Here is a 20,532-nt window from a genome sequence, read left to right as displayed (position 1 = left end):
CGTTCTACTGCGTCGACGTCCGGCGAGAGACCGTCGTCAGAGGCTCTTGACCCAGTGCGACACGCGCTGCACTACGTCCTCGCAGGTGAGGCCGAGTTCGTGGTGCAGCTGATCGCGCGATGCGTGGTCCAGGAATCGTTGTGGCACACCGAGATCGCGGCACGGGGTATCGACGCCTGCGCCACGCAGAGCCGCAGACAGTGTCGAACCGATGCCACCGTGCAGGCCACTGTCCTCGAGGGTGACCACGAGCCGGTAATCCTCGGCCAGCTTCAACAGCGACTGCGGGATCGGCAGCACCCACCTTGGGTCGACCACGGCAGCGGAGATGCCGTCGTGCTGCAGCTTCTCGGCTGCATCCATGGCCATCTGCCCGAACACTCCGACGGCCACGATCAGCACATCGCCCGTGGCACCGGACGGCTCGGTCAGCACGTCGACGATTCCGTCCAGTCTGCGCGTCGCGGGCACGGTTTCGGTCACTGCGCCCTTCGGGAAGCGCAGGGCAGTGGGTCCGTCGGACGTTGCGATGGCCTCTGCCAGTTCTTCTCGCAGGGTCTCGGCATCTCGCGGTGCCGCCACCTTCATACCGGGGACGATGCCGAGCAGAGACATGTCCCACATGCCGTTGTGGCTGGCACCGTCGGCCCCCGTGACACCGGCACGGTCCAGCACCACCGTGACCGGCAGTCCGAGCAACGCCACGTCCATCAGCAACTGATCGAACGCGCGATTGAGGAAGGTGGAGTAGATGGCGACCACGGGATGCATTCCGCCCAGCGCGAGCCCGGCCGCCGACGTCATCGCATGCTGCTCGGCGATCCCGACGTCGAACAACCGATCGGGGAAGCGAACCCCGAACGCGGCGAGACCGGTGGGCGCGGCCATCGCTGCGGTGATCGCTACGACGTCCTCGTTCTGCTCGCCCTGCTCGATCAGTGCCGCAGAGAACACCGAGGTCCAGTCCGGAGCCGACTTGGACCGCGCCAGCCCCGTCAACGGATCGATGATCCCGGTGGCGTGCATCTGATCTGCGACGTCGTTCTCGGCGTGAACGTAGCCCATACCTTTGCGTGTCACCGCGTGGACGATGACCGGACCGCCGTATGCCTTGGCTCGGCGCAGCGCGGATTCCATCGCGTGCTGGTCGTGACCGTCGACCGGACCCAGGTACTTGATGCCGAGATCGGTGAACATGACCTGCGGGCTGATGGCGTCCTTCACCCCGGCCTTCATACCGTGCAACATGGCGTAGGCAGTGGGACCGACGATCGGAATGCGACGAACGATGCGGCGACCGTTGTCCAGCACCTTCTCGTACCCGGGCTGAAGGCGAAGGGCCGCCAGATGATCGGCCAATCCCCCGATGGTCGGGGCGTACGAGCGACCGTTGTCGTTGACGACGATCACCAGGGATCGATCGCGGCCTGCGGCGATGTTGTTGAGCGCCTCCCAACACATGCCGCCGGTGAGCGCACCGTCACCGACGACAGCGACGACGTGCCGGTCGGTTTCGCCCTTGAGCGCGAAGGCTTTGGCCAGGCCGTCGGCATAGGAGAGCGAGGCCGACGCGTGCGAGGACTCCACCCAGTCGTGCTCGCTCTCGACCCGTGACGGGTAGCCGGACAGGCCGCCCTGCTTACGGAGCGTGTCGAACAGACCCGTGCGTCCGGTCAGCATCTTGTGCACGTACGCCTGATGACCGGTGTCGAAGATGACCGGATCGTTCGGGGAGTCGAAGATGCGATGAATCGCCAACGTCAGTTCCACGACACCGAGATTGGGACCGAGGTGGCCGCCGGTAGCGGACACCTTCTCGACGAGAAACGCGCGGATCTCGCGAGCCAGTTCGGCCAGCTCCGCACTGCCGAGGTCGCGCAAGTCCTCGGGCGTCTGAATTCGAGCTAGGACACCCAACGAGATCGCTCCCTTCGGCCGGAAAACACAATGGAAATTTCAGTCTACGGAGTGACCGTGCCCTGCTGCTCCGCCCAGCGTCGTGACGCCGACAGTACCGTCGAACGTCGAGGTGCCCTGGGTCAGCCGCCCCTAACCTCGACGCTGCCGAATCGGACATCACACATACAGTGTGGCCCATGAGCAACGTGGTCGATGCCATCCTGCGCCGAGTTCACGAACTGTGCCGTGACGACACGTCCGGGCAGGTGGCGGACTACATCCCCGAACTCGCTGCCGTCACGCCGGACGGATTCGGTATCGCGCTGACGACCACGGACGGTTACGTCTACGAAGTCGGCGACACCGGACTCCCCTTCACGATCCAATCGATCTCCAAGCCGTTCACGTACGCATTGGCACTGGCCGACCGGGGCCTGGACGTCGTGGCGAGCAAGATCGACATCGAACCGTCCGGGGAACCCTTCAACGAGATCAGCCTCGATCCCGTCACCGAGCGACCACGCAACCCGATGATCAACGCCGGTGCCATCACGTCGGCGTCGCTCATCACCGGTCGCAGTGCCGAGGATCGATTCGAGCGCATTCGCGCCTCGTACTCGCGGTATGCGGGGAGGTCTCTGACGTTCAACGACGCCGTCTATCGGTCGGAGGCGCGCACCGGCAATCGCAACCGCGCCATCGGGTACATGCTCCGTTCGTTCGACATCATCGACCACGATCCCGATGCTGCCGTCGATCTGTACTTCCGCCAGTGCTCGATCGATGTCACCGCCGCCGACCTCGCCATGATGGCGGCCACCATGGCCAACAACGGCGTCAATCCCCGGACGCGGGAGCGTGCGCTCGCACCGGCCCTCGTCGAACGAGTGCTGTCGGTCATGACGACATGTGGGATGTACGACGGCGCAGGCGACTGGGTCGCGAGGGTCGGCCTGCCGGCCAAGAGCGGAGTCGGGGGCGGGATCCTCGCGGTTCTTCCGGGACAGATGGGCATCGCCGTCTACTCCCCGCGGCTCGACTCGCACGGCAACAGCGTGCGCGGAGTCGCCGCCTGCCGCGAACTCTCGACACGCCTCGAACTGCACTTTCTGCACGTCACTCGTGCGGCGAAATCCTCGATCCGGCGACGCTACGTGGTGACCGAGGCTCCGTCGCGCAAGCGGCGTTCCGACACCGAACAGGCCACTCTGGCCGCCGTGGGCGAACGCGCCCGCGTGTACGAACTGCACGGCGATCTGTTGTTCTCCGGTGCCGAGACCGCCGTTCGTGAGATCGGCGACCTGGACCGAGAACTCGATGCGCTCGTCATCGACGTGCGCGGCGTCGACGAGGTCAGTGCGATCGCCCGCACCATGTTCGAGGACCTTCGTGGGGATCTCGCCGAACACGGCTGCGTGGTCGCTCTGGTCGACCCGAGAGCGATCATGGGGCACACCACCTCGAGCCTCGACCCGTCCGATCCGGCCGGTCGGGTGTACTCGAGCCTCGGATCGGCCGTTCAATGGGCAGAGAACCTGCTGCTGGATCGTCACTGCGCAGGCGCGCGACAGCCGGCCGTCGTCGCGATCGCAGAGCACCCGCTGCTTGCCGGGCTCTCGGCCGAACAGTTCGAGGCGGTGACGCCCTACCTGGAGAAGCGGCACTACGCGCGTGGCGACGTGATCGTTCGTCACGGTGCCCCAGCGGCAGGCCTGTTCCTGATGCTGCGCGGCGAGGTGACCTCGACGGCCGTCGCCGCCGACGGTGGCAAGCACCGCATCACGACTCTCTCCCCCGGCATGAGCTTCGGCGAGATGCCGTTGCTGATGTCGGTGCCCTTCTTGCTCGACATGGTCGCCGAGACATCGGTCGACCTCGTGGTGGTGTCGGTGGAGCACTTCCAGGCACTCACACGCGACGCACCGGAGGTCAAGCTGGCGCTGCTGGAGAATCTCGCCACCGGAGCCTACGGCCAGATGGCAGCGGTGATCAGAACGCTCGGGCGGTTCGACATCGGTATCTGACCGAATGTCGAACCGCCCGAGGCGACGGTTCTCGTGCTGTGCTCAGGCACCCAACGTGAGCATCGTGAGCACCTCGGTGGGCTGGGCCGACCCGCCTGCGGGTTCCAGCGAGAACGCGAAGTTGGTCGAGGAACCGAGACCGTCGACCACCGTTCCGGACTCCGAGGTCAGCTGATCCTCGGTCACGACGCCGGCCGAGCGAGGTGAGCCGTCCACGAACCACATCTGGTAGACGCGACCGGGCGGCGGCTGCGGGACTCCGTCGAGATCGACGACGACCGCGTTCTGGGAAAGCGAGTACGACACGGTGGCCGAGCCGCCACCGGGGAACTCCGCCGACACCTGACGTGAGTCGGGCGCGGCCACGATCTGCTCCGCCTGAGACGGCTGCGCATCGTTGCCCATCGTCTGGCTGACGACCACCACTCCGCCGACGGCGACGACCACCGCGGCCGCAGCCGAGACCATCGAGTACCGCCAGGCCTTCGAGCGCTCCCGCCGATGCCGGTGCAGTGGTGTGACGTTCGGTGGTAACTGGTGGACCGTGGGCTCTTGGTCGCTGACGGCGACCCGATCGAGCACCGAACGACGCAGTCGGTCGGGTGCGGGTGTCGCATTCGCCGCGGCCGCCAGGGCCAGCGTCTCGTGGATCTCGCTCACGAGAATGTCGAACTGGGCTCGCGCGGTGTCGTCGACGCGTAGGCGCTCGGCCTCGATGTCGCGTCGCTCGGCGTCGGTGGTCGCGTGGAGGGCGTAGACCTCCGCGTCGTCGAGTAGTCGCTGCCGTGACGAGTCGCTCATTGCGGGATCACCCCCAGACATGTTTTCAACTTGATCAATCCATCTCGTATGCGCGATTTGATGGTGGGAACCGCGACCCCGAGCCGCTCCGCAACTTCGCGATAGGTGTAACCGCTGTAGTAAGCCATTCGTACCGACTCGCTCTGCGTATCGGTCAGAGTTTCGAGACAGGCCACGACGGCCTCGGACTCGAGCCGCTGCGTCACCGTCTCGAGTACCTCGTCGTGCTCCGGTGTGTGGCTGACTGCGCCGTACGCGGCCTCACGATCGGTACCCGATTGCTCGCTCCGGACACGATCGACCGCGCGACGGTGCGCCAGAGTCATGATCCACGCCAGTGGACTGCCCTGGTTCGGGTCGTAATTGGGTGCCGCGCGCCAGATCTGGAGGAACACCTCCTGCGCTGTCTCCTCGCTGTACCCCGGGTCTCGAAGCACCCGCAGCACCATTCCGTAGACCCGCGACGACGTCGCGTCGTACAGCTCGGCGAACGCCGCCCGGTCGCCTTGGGCAACCGACGCCATCAACCGTCGCAGACGATCGGTCTCGTCGGCACGCAGGTTCTTGAGCTGTGGACTGGGAACAGCGCACACCGCGTCCTGTGCCGCGTAGCTCTCCGAGGCATCGGGCGTCGTCCGGTCACGGCCGGCATTCGACGTTCCCGACGCATCCGACATCGGCGCGCTCATCGGAAGGTCGTCCCAACAGACGGGTTCATGATCGAGTTCATCGATCACGACACTAGTGGTCATATCGCTCTCATATCGAAACCTCCGCGTTTTCCCGCCGCAGTACATATTCGGAACAAACCGACCGGAGGATGGTTCGGGACGAAAATTCGTTTGCGCAGATGTGGACCGCATTTCATCCTTGGTGGAGAATCGGACAATCGCGGGGAATCGGGCGGCGGCCCATCGGAGGAATCGAGAGACATGGCGGCGATCGAGACACACGGTCTGGTCAAACGTTTCGGAACGAACACCGCGGTCGACGGAGTCGACCTTTCCATCCCCTCCGGTGGTGTCTACGGCGTGCTCGGGCCGAACGGGGCTGGGAAGACGACGACCATCCGGATGCTGGCCACGCTGCTTCCGATCGACGGAGGCAGCGCCCGGGTGCTCGGTCACGACGTCGCGAGCGAACCGGAGGCCGTACGGCAGAAGGTCGCTCTGACAGGGCAATTCGCGTCTCTGGACGAGGATCTCACCGGTACGGAGAACCTGGTGCTGCTCGCCCGGTTGCTCGGCTACTCCCGTCCCGCCGCCCGATCACGAGCCGAGCAGCTGCTGACGGCATTCGACATCGCCGATGCCGGACCGCGACAGGTCAAGACGTACTCCGGCGGCATGCGCCGTCGCATCGACATCGCCGCCAGCATCATCGTCACTCCCGAACTGATCTTCCTCGACGAGCCCACCACCGGACTCGACCCTCGCAGCCGAAACCACGTGTGGGAGATCGTCCGCGCCTTGGTCGCAGGCGGGACGACTGTGTTGCTGACCACACAGTATCTGGACGAGGCCGATCAATTGGCCGGGCGTGTCGCAGTCATCGATCGCGGCAAGGTCATCGCCGAGGGAACGACGGGCGAGCTGAAGGCGTCGGTGGGATCGAATTCACTGCACCTGCGAGTTCTCGAGGCGTCCCAGCGGTCGGCCGCCGCAGGGATCCTGCGAGATCTACTCGGCAGCAACGTCACCGAGGACCCGGATCCGTCCACCGTCACCGCACGGTTGAGCAACCCGGCGCAGGCCGCGCCGGTACTGCCTGCACTCGAGACCGCAGGCATCTCGATCGCGTCGTTCACGCTGGGACAGCCGAGCTTGGACGAGGTGTTTCTCGCTCTCACCGGGCACGACGCCGGTGCCACAGTCGAATCCGACCGGGAGGTTGCATCATGACCACCGAAGCCCAGCAGACGGCGCCACAGGCGTCGACGATCATCGATGTACTCGGTGCCGCCGGGCCTCGCCCGCCTCGTCCGTCGTCGTTGTCGACGTCGTTGAGCTTCGGATGGCGAGCGCTGCTCAAGATCAAGCACGTTCCCGAGCAGTTGTTCGACGTGACGGCCTTTCCCATCATGTTCACGTTGCTCTTCACGTACCTGTTCGGCGGCGCACTGGCCGGGTCGACCGAGGCGTACATCCAGTTCCTGCTCCCCGGCATTCTCGTGCAGACCGTGGTGATGATCACGATGTACACCGGCGTGACGATGAACAAGGACATCGAGAAGGGCGTCTTCGATCGATTCCGTTCGCTGCCCATCTGGCGGCCGTCGCCGTTGGTCGGTGCCCTGCTCGGCGACGTCGTGCGCTACACGCTGGCTTCGGTGATCGTGCTGATCCTCGGATTGATCCTCGGTTTCCGGCCGCAGGGTGGTCTTGTCGGTGTGGTGGCGTCGATCGCTCTGCTGCTGCTGTTCTCGTTCTGCCTCTCCTGGATCTGGACCATGATCGCGATGATCGTCCGTACCGAGGCTGCGGTGATGGGGGTGTCGATGTTCATCCTGTTTCCGCTCACGTTCGCGAGCAACATCTTCGTCGACCCCAGCACGATGCCCGGTTGGCTGCGCGCGTTCGTCGACGTCAACCCGGTCAGCTTTCTGGTCACGTCGCTGCGTGGACTGATGCAGGGCGATGTCGACACGGGCGGGCTTGGAGTGACGCTGATGCTGTGCGCGGCGATGCTGGCGGTGTTCGGGCCGATCACGATGCGCCTGTACAACCGAAAGTCCTGACGAACGCGCTGCGCTGCGCCTCGATCACGAGGCCGCGCGTGCTCGATGCCTGCGTACCGCGTCGCGATTGGAGCACACCGTTCCGCAGTACCGCTGCCTGCCCGTTCTCGAGGTGTCGGCGAAGGCGAGTGTGCAGTCTGCGGCGGCGCAGCGAGCGAGGCGAGACATCCCGCGTCCGGTCAGATGCAACGCGGTGCCGACGCTCACCAGGGCCCTGATGACCCCGCCGAGTTCGATGTTGGGGTCGCGATAGTGCATGTGCCAGCCGTCGTCGGCATGGTTGGTCAACCGTGGGTAGGCCGACGCCTGTGCCAGTAGAGCATTGAGCTCGTCGGCCCGATCGGTTTCGGTGCTCGCGTCCACCACCCGCGCCCAGTCACGCAGGAACTGGAGGGTGTCGACCAGATCGGCATCCGTGGCGATCCAGTCCGGTACGAGGCCGGCGTCCACGCAGCGTTCGCCCAGCTCGGTCGCCGACGTGGGCGGCGAATTGAGCAGGTCGATACCGAGTTTCACGGCATACTCGCCGTAAGGGTTGATGTGCACAAGACCATTACATCACGATGGACGCATGCACACCGAACACACCACACACACCTGGACCACCCACTCCACCCACGACACGAGCGAGGGGCTCGTCGGCTACCAGGGCTGCCGGTGCGGCGCTCAGCGCATCGTGTCCGTTCCCATGCACACCTTCGCCCCGGTCGCCGAAGTTGCACACCGGATCTGATCGGTTGCCGCAGCCCTCACCGACGAACGAAACGACCGATGCACTCGACGTGGCTGGTCGACGGAAAGGCGTCGAAAGCGCGCATGTCGTCGAGCTCGTATCCAGCAGCCCGATACAAGCTCACATCCCGTGCGAACGAGGCCGGATCGCATCCGATGTGCACCACCGAACGCGGAGACCGGACGGCGACGGCATCGACGACGTCCCGTCCTGCTCCCGCGCGAGGTGGATCGAGCACCGCTACGGACACCGGATCGGTCAACGCATCGATCGAGCGCTCGACCCGACCCGGCACGAACGTGACCTGCGGCAGATCCCGCAGCGCCGAACGGCCGTCCTCGGCTGCCCGACGAGAGAACTCGACACTGGTGACCCGGCCGCTCGGACCCACCCGATCGGCCAGGGCGGCGGCGAACACCCCGACGCCTCCGTACAGATCCCACGCACCGTCACCCGACGTGGCGTCCGCCCATTCCCGCACCACATCGGTGTACACCTGCGGCGCGCCGCGGTGAGCCTGCCAGAACCCGGTGGCGTCGAGGGTCCATGCCCTGCTCGAGACGTATTCGGTCACCCGACCCGATCCGATCACGGCCTTCTCGGGCCGGGAGCGAGACGACGCTGCCCGACGCGCCGACGCTCCACGACGACCCGGCGATCGGCGTCCGGTGGGCGAGAGTTGCGCCGGCGCGATCTCCACCACATGCCGCTCGCCGTCCCCGTCGAGCACCACCTGCAGCTCGGCACCCGGCCGCCACTGCTGATCCGACAGTCCCACGAACGCGGCAGAATCCATTTGGGGACAGGTGAGTTCGGTGACGATCGAGCTACTGCGATAGCGGTGATAGCCGGGCCTACCGCCGGCATCGACGGCGAGTCGCACTCGGGTTCGCCACCCGGTTCCGTCGCCGGACCCCGGTAGTTCCTCCACCTGCACCTCACGCTCGATTCCGGCGACGCGGCGAAGTTGTTCGGCGACGACGAACGACTTCAGTCGCCGCCCGGCATCGGCAGTGGCGTGGGAGTAGTCGCAGCAGCCCGAGCCGCCCGGTCCGGCAATGGGACAGCGCGCGTCCACTCGGTCCGGCGAGGCCGACAGAATCTCGACGGCATCGGCACGACAGAACGACCCGCCTCGATCTTCGGTCACCTTGGCCAGGACCCGTTCACCCGGCAGTCCGTGCCGTACGAACATCACTCGGCCGTCGTGGCGGGCCACGCAGAATCCTCCGTGCCCCGGCGCGCCCAGTTCGACCTCCAGCAGCAGCCCGAACCAGCTCTCGCTCACTTGCCCGCCGGAGGCTCGTAGCCGCGACGCGACGCACCGGGCGCATTGCCGAGCACCTCACGCTTGGCCTTCTCGGACGACCGCAGCTGCCACGGCACGCTGGTGACCATCACGCCCGGCTGGAACAGCAGGCGAGACTTCAGTCGCAACGCACTCTGATTGTGCAGAACCTGCTCCCACCAGTGACCGACCACATACTCGGGAATGAAGACCGTGACGACGTCCCGAGGCGAGTCGCGACGAACCCGCTTGACGTAGTCCAGGACCGGTTTGGTGACTTCTCGGTAGGGCGACTCGACGACCTTGAGCGGCACCGAGACGTCACTGGCTTCCCACTCCCGAACCAGTGCGCGAGTATCGGCTTCGTCGACGTTCACGGTCACGGCCTCGAGGGTGTCGGGCCTGGTTGCTCGGGCGTACGCCAACGCGCGCAGGGTCGGCATGTGCAGCTTCGAGACCAACACGATCGAGTGTGTGCGGCTGGGCAGAACTCCGTCCCATTCCTCGTTCTCGAGCTCCCGCGCCACGGTGTCGTAGTGCTTTCTGATCATGCGCATCAGGACGAAGATCGCCACCATCGCCACGATCGCGATCCACGCGCCGGCGGCGAACTTGGTGATCAACACGATGACCAGCACCGTTCCGGTCATGCCGAGACCGACTCCGTTGACCACCCGTGAGCGGTGCATGCGCCGCCGTTGCTCGGGATCGGTCTCGGTGGCCAACAGCCGCGTCCAGTGCCGAACCATCCCGGTCTGACTGAGGGTGAACGAGACGAACACCCCGACGATGTAGAGCTGAATGAGCTTGGTTACCTCGGCACCGAACGCGACGACGAAGACGATCGCAGCTCCGGACAGAAAAAGGATGCCGTTGCTGAAGGCAAGACGGTCGCCACGAGTGTGCAGCTGCCTCGGCAGGTACCGGTCCTGGGCCAGAACCGAACCGAGAACGGGGAAGCCGTTGAACGCGGTGTTGGCCGCAAGTACCAGGATGAGGGCCGTGACGGTCGTGATGAAGAAGAATCCAGCGGGGAATCCGCTGAACACCGCCTCCGCGAGCTGCGCGATCAACGTCTTCTGCTGGTACCCCTCCGGCGCGCCGACCAGCTGAATATCGGGATCCAGGGCGTACTTGATGCCGATCTTCTGTGCGAGCACGATGATGCCCATCAGCAATGTGATGCCGATGGCTCCGAGCAGCAACAAGGTGGTCGCGGCGTTACGCGACTTCGGCTTCTCGAATGCGGGTACCCCGTTGCTGATGGCCTCCACCCCGGTCAGCGCCGCGCAACCGGAAGAGAAGGCGCGCGCGATGAGGAACGCGAATGCGATGCCGTACAGGTGCGAATCCTCGGCCTTCAGATCGAAGGTTGCCGATTCTGCATGAAAGTCGTCGCCGAGAACGTAGACCCGGAACAGGCCGTACGCCAACATCAGGAACATGCCACCCATGAAGGCATACGTCGGGATCGCGAACGCAGCCCCGGACTCGCGGATGCCCCGAAGATTGACGGAGGTGACCAGGACGATGGCCACCACGGCGAACAGCACCTTGTGCTGGGCCACGAACGGAACCGCTGATCCGATGTTCGACGCCGCCGCCGAGATCGACACCGCCACGGTCAACACGTAGTCGACCAACAGTGCGCTGCCGACCGTCAATCCGGCCGCGGGGCCCAGGTTTGTGGTCGCGACCTCGTAGTCGCCGCCGCCGGACGGATAAGCATGCACGTTCTGTCGATAGCTGGCCACGACGACGGCCATCACCACGCAGACGGCGAGACCGATCCACGGGGTGAAGGCGACTGCCGAGATGCCCGCCACCGACAGCACCAGGAAGATCTCTTCCGGTGCATAGGCAACCGACGACATGGCGTCCGAGGCGAACACCGGCAACGCGATCCGCTTGGGAAGCAACGTATGACCGAGCTTGTCACTGCGGAACGGCTTACCGAGCACTAGCCGCTTGGCGGCAGTCGAGACCTTGGACACGCACAGAAGCGTAGGCCGTCCTCCTGCGGACGTCTCAACCACGCGCCCGAAACTGCGTCGGAGCGCACCCTCGGTCGGTACGGTGACCGATCCCCCGATACGTTGGTGCACGCCTGCCGGTCGTGGCAGTGTCGGTCGGCAGTGGTCGACCATCGAGATCGGGACGGAGCTGGGCGTTGTACGTAGTTGTGATGGGATGTGGCCGCGTCGGCGCATCGCTGGCCGGGGCGCTCGAACGCATCGGACACGAGGTCGCGATCATCGACCGCGACGAAACAGCCTTTCTGCGCCTGGACCCCGACTTCGCCGGGCATCGCGTCGTCGGCATGGGTTTCGACCGAGATGTGTTGGTGAGCGCGGGAATCGAGAAGGCCGAGGCCTTCGCGGCCGTGTCGTCCGGCGACAACTCCAACATCATCTCCGCCCGTGTCGCTCGAGAGACGTTCGGCGTCGACAAAGTGGTCGCAAGGATCTACGACGCCAAGCGCGCGGCCGTCTACGAACGCCTCGGCATCCCGACGGTCGCCACCGTCCCCTGGGCCACCGATCGTTTTCTGCACAACCTGTTGCGCGACGACCCCACCACCAAATGGCGCGATCCCTCGGGCAGCGTCGCCGTCGTCCTGCTCGACTTCCACGACGCCTGGATCGGCAAGAAGCTCTCGGTACTCGAGGACGCCACCAACTCGCGGGCCGCGTTCGTCATCCGGTTCGGCAGCGGACTGCTACCGGACAAGCGAACCGTCATCCAGGCCGGCGACGAGGTGTACGTCGCCGCGGTCTCGGGAACCGTCGCCGAAGCCATTGCGCTGGCAGGCAACCCGCCGCCCCCGGACGACTGATGCACGAGCGCACGTTCCCCACCTCCCCCATCGACCCGAACGGGAAGCCATGAAAGTCGCTATCGCCGGAGCCGGCGCAGTCGGCAGATCCATCGCACGCGAGCTGATCCGCAGCGAACACGATGTGATGCTCCTCGAACGCAAACTCGACCACGTCGATCAGGCCGCCATCCCGGAAGCGGAATGGGTGTTGGCCGACGCGTGCGAGTTGAGTCTGCTCGAAGCCGCGCACCTCGAGAATTACGACGTGGTGATCGCTGCCACCGGAGACGACAAAGCCAACCTGGTGCTCAGCCTGCTGGCCAAGACCGAGTTCGGCGTCAACCGCGTGGTGGCCCGGGTCAACGATCCGCGCAACGAATGGCTGTTCGACGCTGCCTGGGGTGTCGATGTCGCCGTGTCCACCCCGCGCATGCTCGCGTCCCTGGTCGAGGAGGCCGTATCGGTGGGCGACCTCGTTCACCTGATGACGTTCCGTAAGGGTCAGGCCAACCTCGTCGAGATCACGCTGCCGGAGAACACTCACCTGGCGGGCAAGCCGGTCCGCAAGCTCCAATTGCCCAGGGACGCAGCGTTGGTGACGATTCTGCGCGGCGGTCGGGTGATCGTTCCCCAGCACGACGATCCGCTGGAGGGCGGCGACGAACTGCTGTTCGTCGCGGCCAAAGAGGTCGAGAACGAACTACGCGCCGCTGTCGGCCTGATCTGACGGCCGGTCCTGCTTGCGGACTTCGCTCGACGCTGCGTCGAGCGCACGATCGGCCGCACGCACGGCCCAGAGAGTGACCAACAGCGCCACTCCCGTGAGCGGCCAGCCCATGCCGATGCGGGCAACGGCGAGCCAACCCGTCTGGTCGGAGTCGTAGAGCTGGGACTGAACGATGTATCGGGCACCGAACACCGACGCCCAGGCGATCGTGGCCACGTCGTAGTACCGCACGGCCGACCGGTTGCCACGCCACGACCTTCCGTTGCCGTTGAGGTATCCCCAGATGATGCCGACCAACGGCCAGCGCGCGAGCACCGACAGCACGAACGCCGCGCCGTAGGCGAGCGAGGTGTAGATGCCGAACAGGAAGTAGCCCTTGGCATCTCCCGTCCGGTATGCGATGAATGCGCAGATTCCGACCCCGAAGAATCCCGAAATGGCGGGCTGAATCGGGCTACGACGAACCAGCCGCCACACCAACACCGCAGCGGCGACTCCCAGAGCGGACCACAGAGCAGCGGCGAGACCGGCATAGCTGTTCACCGGAACGAAGACGACGACGGGCAAGGTCGAGTAGACGAGCCCGCTCAACCCGCCGAGCTGCTCGAGGACGGTGGGAGCCACCTTCTCGGCGGTCGTCGACGCGTCGGGCGCAGGTTCCGGCGTCGTCGACGGGGGCGGCACGAAATCGTCGCTGTTGGTCACGACAACGAGAGTGCCATACCGGCGACGATCAGCTGTCGTCGCGCAGTTCGTAATAGGGGTTGTAGACGATCTTGCGTCCGTCGCGCTCGCCGACGCGTCCGCGAACGAGCAGAGTCTTGCCGGGCTCGATTCCAGCGATCTTGCGTCGTCCGATCCACAGCAGCGTCACCGTGTCGGTGCCGTCGAAGAACTCGGCCTCGATGTTGGCGTTGGCCGCCTTCGAGCAGGCTTCGACGCTGCGCAATCGACCCAGCATCGTGACTTCTTCACCTCGCGAGCAATCGCACGCCCGCCGAGCCCCGGAGGCTTCGGAGGTTTCGGCCATCTCCTCGGCATCGAGTTGATCGATGTCCTCTGTCAACTTCCGCGTCAGACGGCGGAAGTATCCTGCGGCAGCGGGTGCCATTCTGTGCTCCAGCGGTGTGGGTCGTCCCCTCGTCGGGGTGGTACTTCGCCACTGTAGACCCGAAGTGTCACGCTGACCAACCGTCGTCACAGCGGTGTCGGCAGGCGTGCACAATCGTGTCGTGCACAGCCGATTCCACACCAGCACCGCGATCGTTCTACCGGGGACGGGGTCCGATGCGCGGTTCGCCGCCGACGCGTTCTCGGCGGCATTCGACAGTGTGGGATTGACCACCGTGGCCGTCGAACCCGACCCGACCGCGGTGGTGGAAAGCTACCTGTCCGCCCTCGACGACGCAGCACATCGCCTCGGACCCGTCGTGGTCGCAGGGATATCCCTCGGGGCGGCCGTCGCGGTTCGCTGGGCTGCCGACAACGCATCGAACACCGCGGCTCTCGCACTCGCGCTGCCGGCGTGGACCGGAGACCCTGCCGGCTCCCCCGCCGCCCTGAGTGCGGAGTTCACCGCGCGATCCCTGCGCGAGCAGGGACTCGACGCCGTCACCGCGGCGATGGCAGCGTCGAGCCCGCCGTGGCTCGCGCGCACTCTGCGCCGGTCCTGGGCTGCCCAGTGGCCCGCCCTTCCCGGCGCGCTGGACGAGGCGGCTCGCCACCGCAGCCTCGAACTCGACGAGCTCGCTCGGGTAGAGGTACCCGCTGTCGTCGTGGGTGCGGTGGACGATGCAGTCCATCCGATCGAGGTCGCTCGACAGTGGGCTCGGGCACTTCCGAACTGCGAACTGCGCACGGTGACCCTGGACGGCATTGGAAGCGACCCGGGATGCCTCGGCCGAGCGGCCGTCGACGGTCTCGGCGAGCGGTCGGGTCAGCTGCCCAGCTGCTGAATTGCCGATCCCGACGCTCCCCGACGCGGCGCTCGGTCACGCTCGGCAGCGGTCAGCTGCGGAGCCGTTTCCTGTTGCGGCGCTGCAGATTCCGACGTCGGTACCGCAGCCCGAGGCTCCGCGGCCGGTTGCGCCGCGCTCTGCTGAGCTGCCGCCTGCTGCTGTGCGGCTGCCGCGAGCTGCTCGGCCAACACCTGCGGCAACACCACCGGTAGCGGTGTCCGAACGGGGTGCGGTTCGGTACCCCGATCCACCACGGTCTGCCGCAGGATCGTGTGTGCCAGCCGGACGAGCGGTTGGCCCTCGGCCACCGCGCCCGAGGGACCCGCCAGCACGCAGCGAACCATCCAGCGATATCCGTCGACTCCGATGAAGCGCAGGTCTGCGTTGGCCGTGACACCGAGCAGTTCGCGTCCCCACGGACCCGTCTCGACCGTCGTCTCGGCCTTGTCGTTGCGCAGAGACGTCGCCAGATCCGCTGCCACCTCACGCCACTGACCGGGCGATTTCGGTGCCGCGTAGGCCGCGATGGTGATGCGCCCGAACTGCGTGACGATGTGCACTGCCTGCGGGCTGCCTGCCTGCGACATCTCGACCTGGAGTTGCCCGCCCTCCGGCAACGGAATCAGCACCGAGCCGAGGTCGAGACGCGTCGCCGCGACCGTCTCGCGATCGTCGTCGAGGTCCCCGAGGTCGTGGGGACCGTCGGCGGCCGTGTTCGCGGCCTCGATATCGTCGTCCTCGTCCTCGACGCTGTCGACGAATGGCTCCGCACCGGGCGCGGAGGCACTGCCGGCGTCGTTCTTCTTACGCCGTCCGAACATGTTCAACTCTCTTCTTCTCGGTTGCTTCCACTGTGCCTGCCCGCGGCGAACGTCGTGGCGGAACTCACTGCTCCAGACTCGCATGGCCACCGGTCGAACCGTGACCACCGGCCCCTCGAACGGTGTCGTCCAACTCGTCGACCTCGACGAAAGTCACCAGCTCGACTCGCTGCACGAGCAGTTGAGCAATACGGTCGCCTCGCTCGAGCTCGATCGGAGTGTGCAGGTCGTGATTGATCAGACAGACCTTGATCTCGCCGCGATACCCGGCATCGATGGTGCCCGGGGTGTTGACCACCGACAGACCCGATTTCGCCGCCAACCCCGATCGCGGATGCACCAGTCCGACGGTTCCGACCGGGAGAGCGATCGCGATTCCGGTCCCCACCAGGACGCGTTCGCCCGGAGCGATGGTCACTGCGGCCGTCGTTCGCAGATCGACTCCCGCATCACCCTCGTGCGCCCGTGTCGGCACCGGAAGCTCCGGATCGAGTCGGCGCACCCGGACCTCGGACAACGGATCGGAGGGCCGGCGCGGGGTGCGGGGTCGGTCGACGGACGGTTCGGTGCCGGTCTCGGTGACTTCGTCGCTCACGTCGAACGAGACTACGCTGGCCGGCTTCGGTCTCGGCGTGGCGACTACCCTGGGACTCGTGACTGCAGATCGACAGGCCGAACACGCGTCGGAGTCCGGCGACTCCACCCCCGACACGGGCTCCACCGCACCCGAGAACTCGGTGCTGTACTCCGAGCGACTGTGGGTACCGATCTGGTGGTGGGGAGCGGGTGCGGCCGTCGCTGTGTTGCTGGCTGCGGAGATCCACATGGGTGCGCCCGGCATCCGTGCCTGGCTGCCCTACGTCGTGTTGCTCCCGCTCATCGCGTGGGCGTTGTTCGCTTTCAGCAGGCTGCGCGTCGAGGTGGTCGCCGGTGCGACCGGTGCCGAGTTACGCGTCGGGTCCGCTCATCTGCCCCTCGATGTGGCGTCCAAGGCCGCCGTCGTTCCCGGGACAGCAAAAAGTGCGGCGCTGGGAAGGCAGCTCGATCCGCTGGCCTTCGTGCAGCACCGCACCTGGGTGAAACAGATGGTGATCGTGGTCCTCGACGACCCCGACGATCCGACGCCCTACTGGCTGATCAGCACCAAACGCCCCGAGGAGCTGTTGGCCGTCCTGACCGCGCACGGTGTCGAGGCGCGCTGACCTACCGGTCGCTCGACGGTCGGAGCCGTCGACACAGACCTGACCGAACCGATCAGGTCTGTGCGGAGAAGGTCACGCCGCGCAGTCGCGGCACATCAGAACACCGTTGGCGTCACTGGCCAGACGGCTGCGGTGATGGACCAGGAAGCAGCTCGAGCAGGTGAACTCGTCGGCCTGCTTGGGAACCACCCGGACCGAGAGCTCCTCACCGGACAGATCTGCACCCGGGAGCTCGAAGGACTCCGCGGTGTCGGATTCGTCCACGTCCACCACGGCGGACTGGGCCTCGTTGCGTCGGGCCTTCAATTCTTCGAGCGAGTCCTCCGACACATCGTCGGATTCTGTTCTTCTCGGTGCGTCGTAGTCGGTTGCCATTGTCCTCGTACCCCTCATCTTCGTGCGTGTGTGTGGTGAAAGCTGCCGATGTGGTCGGCTTGTGGCCGTCGGCTGTGAAGAGGGCGCTTGCTCGCTCCCACCGATGTTCGTATCTGTTCGAATCGTTCGTCGTCGCGCGGTGCCCGAAACTACACCGGGTAGTTCCCAGAACTCGCCGGTTGAAACCCGATCGAGACCTCGCTCACCTGATCGATTGGTGCACCGGCGTCCGATTCTTGAAGCACCGCGGCCGCCAGACAATAGCCGAAGCCGGTGGCAAAGCAGAAACCGAACCGCCGACGAGTCCATCACCTGGGTGCACGCCGCACAACACCGGGATGGGCAGCTTCATTCCACCCTTCACAGAACACTTCTCGGTGCCGGTTTCGGCCTCCGAATCGGCCATCGCGCACTGGATCGAAGGAGGGTACGGCCGAGTGTGCCGCCCTCGCGCACCCCGGCCATCTACAGTAGGCACCGCGTCGGTGTGAACCGACTCTGCGAACCGGTCTCGGCGACTGCCGACGGAAAGGCGAAGATCACTGTGGTTTCTCTGATCACCGAAGGCCATTCGGTCGACGGCAAAGGTCGTCCGTTCCGTCGACGCCGTGCGTTTCCGATCATCGCGGTCTTCACGGTGCTCGCTCTCCTCGGAGTGCTGGTGTGGGTCAAGGTGTTCACCACCGCCGAGGCCACCTCGGCGACCGCCGAGTGCAATGCCCCGACCACAGCCGCCGCGACGGACGGTACCCAGCCGGTACCGCTCGGTGAGGAAGTGGACCCGGCGACCCTGCTCGACGTCGAGCCCGCCGCCCTGTCCGCATCGAAGGTCCGTGTCTTCAACGCGAACGGTGAGCGCGGACAGGCCGCTCACGTGGCCGCCCAGCTCAGCGATTACGGGTTCGCCAGCGCACCGGACGTCCAGGTCGGCAACGATCCGGTCTACGTCGACCAGAACATGCAGTGCCAGGGCCAGATTCGGTTCGGCCCGGCCGGCCTGGCGGCAGCGAGCGCGGTGTCGCTGGTAGCCCCATGCGCCGAACTCATCGAAGATGCCCGCACCGACGACTCGGTCGATCTGGCACTCGGTACCTACTTCAGCGAGATCCAGCCCAACGACGACGCCGAGGAAGTGCTGCGCACTCTGGCCGGGGCCGCACCCGGTACTCCGCCTGCCCCACTCGATGCCGATCTGCTCTCGGCAGCACGCGAATCCCGCTGCTGACGCACCGACGGCGTGTCAGCCGGGAATCGGATCGAGGGCGCCCGCGCTGCGCAGGACGGCCACGAAGGCGTCCGCGATCCCCGGGGCCGTTGCCACCGTCACCGCACCCTGCGCACTGCTGCTGTTGGCGGCGGGCACCCTGACGATCGCGCCTGCCTCGGCGGCGATCAGCGCACCCGCCGCCCAATCCCACGGACTGAGTCCGTGTTCGAAGTGAGCGTCCACCACTCCGGACGCGACCATGCAGAGATCGAGCGCAGCCGATCCGATCCGGCGTATGTCTCGCACCTGAGGCAGCAGTTCGGCGATGATCGCGCCCTGCACCGCTCGACGCCCTGATCCGTAGCCGAATCCGGTGGCCAACAACGTCATCGACACGTCGGTCACACCGGAACAGCGCAGCTGCTCCTGCGTACCGTCGGCCCTCTCCACCGTCGCCCCACGCCCGAGAGCGGCCGAGTAGACGAGGCCGCGGGCAACATCGATCACGGCCCCGGCAACACTGACACCGTCGATCTGGACCGCGACCGAGACCGCGTACGCCGGAATTCCGTACATGAAGTTGACGGTTCCGTCGATCGGGTCCAGCACCCAGCGCACACCGTCGAGCGAGTCGTCGTCGCTGCCTTCCTCCTCTCCGAGAATCGCATCCTCCGGCCGCAGCCGCGCCAGCATCTCGCGCAGGACGCGCTCGGTCTCGGTGTCCACGACGGTCACCGGATCGGTCGGCGTGCTCTTGGAGTGCACCGCGCCGTCACCCTCGCTCGAATCGCCGCCGAAGACCTCCGGGCGGCGCCGTCCGACATGCTCGGCGGCTCGCGTCGCGACCCGTACGGCGACCTCGCGCAGCGCATCGACCTCGCGCGTGTTCGATCCCTCGGCTGCCACCTGCTCTTCCGGCAATCGTGTACTGGCGGTGTCGGTCTGCGATCGGTCTGGTGTCGGCACGCGTACATCGCAACACACACCGACCTCCGAGCACCACCGCAGCGACCGCCGATGACGTCAGCGTCCCGCGAGCGCCGAAACGCACTATTGTTCGGAGGCGACGGCATCACACGGATTCGATCACGCCAGGAGCGGCATCCTCATGACACAGGCAGGTTCGGACAACACCACCGCTGCGGCAGCGCGCCACGGATTCGGCGTGGACGTGGGCGGCAGCGGCATCAAGGGCGGAATCGTGGACCTGAGCACCGGCGAGCTCGTCGGCGACCGCCACAAGATCGAGACGCCGCAACCGTCGACCCCCGATGCCGTCGCGCGCACCGTCGCCGAGATCGTCGCGCACTTCGAATGGACCGGCCCGGTGGGCGTGACGTTGCCCGCCGTGGTGACCGGCGGTGTCGCTCGCTCGGCCGCCAACATCGACAAGTCCTGGATCGACACCGACGCCCGCGCGTTGTTCGCGAAGGCCATCGGCACCGACAACGTCACCGTGCTCAACGATGCGGATGCGGCCGGAGTGGCCGAGGACAAGTACGGCGGCGGCAAGGGCAAGGACGGAGTCGTCGTGCTGTTGACGTTCGGAACGGGGATCGGTTCGGCCGTCCTGCACAACGGGGTTCTGCTTCCCAACACCGAATTCGGCCACATGGAAATCGACGGCAAGGAAGCCGAGCATCGTGCGGCGTCGTCGGTGAAGGAGAACCAGGGACTGTCCTACAAGGAGTGGGCCAAGGAGGTCTCGAAGGTTCTCGAGACGTTCGAGGCGCTGTTGTGGCCGGATCTGTTCATCGCAGGCGGCGGCATCAGCCGCAAGAGCGAGAAGTGGATTCCGCACCTGACCAATCGCACGCCCGTGGTTCCGGCAACCCTGCTGAACACTGCCGGGATCGTCGGTGCCGCTCTCGCAGCGGACTCCGCCGTACCGTCCGCCGAGACCGGTACGTCCGCGGGATCGGCACACTGACACGCGGGTTGC

At 66.1% G+C, this 20,532-nt stretch carries 22 protein-coding genes; 10 read left to right on the top strand and 12 right to left on the bottom strand.

Features of this window, described 5'->3' with window-relative positions:
* Positions 1-36 precede the first annotated feature (36 nt).
* Positions 37-1,917 (bottom strand): 1-deoxy-D-xylulose-5-phosphate synthase, encoded by a 1,881-nt coding sequence (gene dxs / locus CH274_RS07920; RefSeq protein ID WP_032397931.1) that lies wholly within the window; start codon positions 1,915-1,917, stop codon positions 37-39.
* A 179-nt stretch (positions 1,918-2,096) separates the two neighbouring features.
* Between dxs and glsA the strand changes: the two genes are divergently transcribed.
* Complete coding sequence (gene glsA / locus CH274_RS07915) at positions 2,097-3,923, top strand: glutaminase A (RefSeq protein ID WP_094657077.1); 1,827 nt, start codon at positions 2,097-2,099, stop codon at positions 3,921-3,923.
* A 42-nt stretch (positions 3,924-3,965) separates the two neighbouring features.
* Here the strand turns inward: glsA and CH274_RS07910 are convergent, their stop codons facing one another.
* Entirely contained in the window at positions 3,966-4,724 is a 759-nt protein-coding gene (locus CH274_RS07910) for an anti-sigma factor (protein ID WP_094657076.1), read from the bottom strand.
* A complete protein-coding gene (locus CH274_RS07905; protein WP_032397928.1) occupies positions 4,721-5,476 on the bottom strand; it encodes a sigma-70 family RNA polymerase sigma factor in 756 nt (251 codons plus the stop codon). The genes CH274_RS07910 and CH274_RS07905 overlap by 4 nt, the downstream gene beginning before the upstream one ends.
* 180 nt (positions 5,477-5,656) lie before the next feature.
* On the opposite strand from CH274_RS07905, the gene CH274_RS07900 reads away from it, so the two are divergent.
* Positions 5,657-6,625, top strand: coding sequence for an ATP-binding cassette domain-containing protein (locus tag CH274_RS07900; protein WP_094647986.1), 969 nt, complete (start codon positions 5,657-5,659; stop codon positions 6,623-6,625).
* Positions 6,622-7,461, top strand: a complete 840-nt coding sequence (locus tag CH274_RS07895; protein WP_032397926.1) for an ABC transporter permease — start codon at positions 6,622-6,624, stop codon at positions 7,459-7,461. The genes CH274_RS07900 and CH274_RS07895 overlap by 4 nt, the downstream gene beginning before the upstream one ends.
* Before the next feature lie 24 nt (positions 7,462-7,485).
* Here the strand turns inward: CH274_RS07895 and CH274_RS07890 are convergent, their stop codons facing one another.
* Positions 7,486-8,007: a CGNR zinc finger domain-containing protein gene (locus CH274_RS07890; RefSeq protein ID WP_032397925.1), complete on the bottom strand. Its 522-nt coding sequence runs from the start codon at positions 8,005-8,007 to the stop codon at positions 7,486-7,488.
* Between the two features lie 25 nt (positions 8,008-8,032).
* Here CH274_RS07890 and CH274_RS29115 point away from each other — a divergent pair, with 25 nt between their 5' ends.
* A complete protein-coding gene (locus tag CH274_RS29115; RefSeq protein ID WP_176459288.1) occupies positions 8,033-8,194 on the top strand; it encodes a hypothetical protein in 162 nt (53 codons plus the stop codon).
* Between the two features lie 16 nt (positions 8,195-8,210).
* Here CH274_RS29115 and CH274_RS07885 read toward each other — a convergent pair whose 3' ends face one another.
* Together CH274_RS07885 and CH274_RS07880 are read right to left on the bottom strand one after the other, a co-directional pair.
* Positions 8,211-9,482 (bottom strand): class I SAM-dependent RNA methyltransferase, encoded by a 1,272-nt coding sequence (locus CH274_RS07885; protein ID WP_094657075.1) that lies wholly within the window; start codon positions 9,480-9,482, stop codon positions 8,211-8,213.
* The gene (locus tag CH274_RS07880; protein ID WP_094657273.1) at positions 9,479-11,476 is read right to left on the bottom strand and encodes an APC family permease; all 1,998 of its coding nucleotides are present in this window, start codon (positions 11,474-11,476) and stop codon (positions 9,479-9,481) included. The genes CH274_RS07885 and CH274_RS07880 overlap by 4 nt, the downstream gene beginning before the upstream one ends.
* Positions 11,477-11,652: 176 nt before the next feature.
* On the opposite strand from CH274_RS07880, the gene CH274_RS07875 reads away from it, so the two are divergent.
* Positions 11,653-12,318, top strand: coding sequence for a potassium channel family protein (locus CH274_RS07875; RefSeq protein ID WP_045199811.1), 666 nt, complete (start codon positions 11,653-11,655; stop codon positions 12,316-12,318).
* A 49-nt stretch (positions 12,319-12,367) separates the two neighbouring features.
* Positions 12,368-13,027, top strand: coding sequence for a potassium channel family protein (locus tag CH274_RS07870; RefSeq protein ID WP_094657074.1), 660 nt, complete (start codon positions 12,368-12,370; stop codon positions 13,025-13,027).
* On the opposite strand, the gene CH274_RS07865 is transcribed toward CH274_RS07870, so the two are convergent.
* Complete coding sequence (locus CH274_RS07865) at positions 13,001-13,651, bottom strand: DUF3159 domain-containing protein (protein WP_256993515.1); 651 nt, start codon at positions 13,649-13,651, stop codon at positions 13,001-13,003. The two genes, CH274_RS07870 and CH274_RS07865, sit on opposite strands and share 27 nt — an antisense overlap.
* A 109-nt stretch (positions 13,652-13,760) precedes the next feature.
* Entirely contained in the window at positions 13,761-14,138 is a 378-nt protein-coding gene (locus CH274_RS07860; RefSeq protein WP_032397922.1) for an OB-fold nucleic acid binding domain-containing protein, read from the bottom strand.
* Between the two features lie 121 nt (positions 14,139-14,259).
* On the opposite strand from CH274_RS07860, the gene CH274_RS07855 reads away from it, so the two are divergent.
* Positions 14,260-14,982 (top strand): alpha/beta fold hydrolase, encoded by a 723-nt coding sequence (locus CH274_RS07855; protein WP_256993500.1) that lies wholly within the window; start codon positions 14,260-14,262, stop codon positions 14,980-14,982.
* On the opposite strand, the gene CH274_RS07850 is transcribed toward CH274_RS07855, so the two are convergent.
* Together CH274_RS07850 and dut are read right to left on the bottom strand one after the other, a co-directional pair.
* Entirely contained in the window at positions 14,964-15,806 is an 843-nt protein-coding gene (locus CH274_RS07850) for a DUF3710 domain-containing protein (protein WP_094657073.1), read from the bottom strand. The genes CH274_RS07855 and CH274_RS07850 overlap by 19 nt on opposite strands.
* Before the next feature lie 64 nt (positions 15,807-15,870).
* Positions 15,871-16,323, bottom strand: a complete 453-nt coding sequence (gene dut / locus CH274_RS07845) for a dUTP diphosphatase (RefSeq protein ID WP_032398419.1) — start codon at positions 16,321-16,323, stop codon at positions 15,871-15,873.
* Positions 16,324-16,543: 220 nt separating this feature from the next.
* On the opposite strand from dut, the gene CH274_RS07840 reads away from it, so the two are divergent.
* Positions 16,544-17,008: a DUF3093 domain-containing protein gene (locus tag CH274_RS07840; RefSeq protein ID WP_045199816.1), complete on the top strand. Its 465-nt coding sequence runs from the start codon at positions 16,544-16,546 to the stop codon at positions 17,006-17,008.
* 72 nt (positions 17,009-17,080) lie between these two features.
* Here the strand turns inward: CH274_RS07840 and CH274_RS07835 are convergent, their stop codons facing one another.
* Positions 17,081-17,383, bottom strand: a complete 303-nt coding sequence (locus CH274_RS07835) for a DUF4193 domain-containing protein (RefSeq protein ID WP_027496891.1) — start codon at positions 17,381-17,383, stop codon at positions 17,081-17,083.
* 544 nt (positions 17,384-17,927) lie between these two features.
* Between CH274_RS07835 and cei the strand changes: the two genes are divergently transcribed.
* Positions 17,928-18,608: an envelope integrity protein Cei gene (cei, locus tag CH274_RS07830; RefSeq protein ID WP_032398417.1), complete on the top strand. Its 681-nt coding sequence runs from the start codon at positions 17,928-17,930 to the stop codon at positions 18,606-18,608.
* A 15-nt stretch (positions 18,609-18,623) separates the two neighbouring features.
* Here cei and CH274_RS07825 read toward each other — a convergent pair whose 3' ends face one another.
* A complete protein-coding gene (locus CH274_RS07825; RefSeq protein ID WP_373453534.1) occupies positions 18,624-19,511 on the bottom strand; it encodes an inositol monophosphatase family protein in 888 nt (295 codons plus the stop codon).
* Between the two features lie 187 nt (positions 19,512-19,698).
* On the opposite strand from CH274_RS07825, the gene ppgK reads away from it, so the two are divergent.
* Positions 19,699-20,520, top strand: coding sequence for a polyphosphate--glucose phosphotransferase (gene ppgK / locus CH274_RS07820; RefSeq protein ID WP_052050332.1), 822 nt, complete (start codon positions 19,699-19,701; stop codon positions 20,518-20,520).
* Positions 20,521-20,532 lie beyond the last annotated feature (12 nt).

The organism is Rhodococcus sp. 06-418-5, assembly GCF_002258285.1.
In the GTDB taxonomy this organism is placed as follows: domain Bacteria; phylum Actinomycetota; class Actinomycetes; order Mycobacteriales; family Mycobacteriaceae; genus Rhodococcoides.
This window is presented reverse-complemented; position numbering and strand designations above follow the sequence as displayed.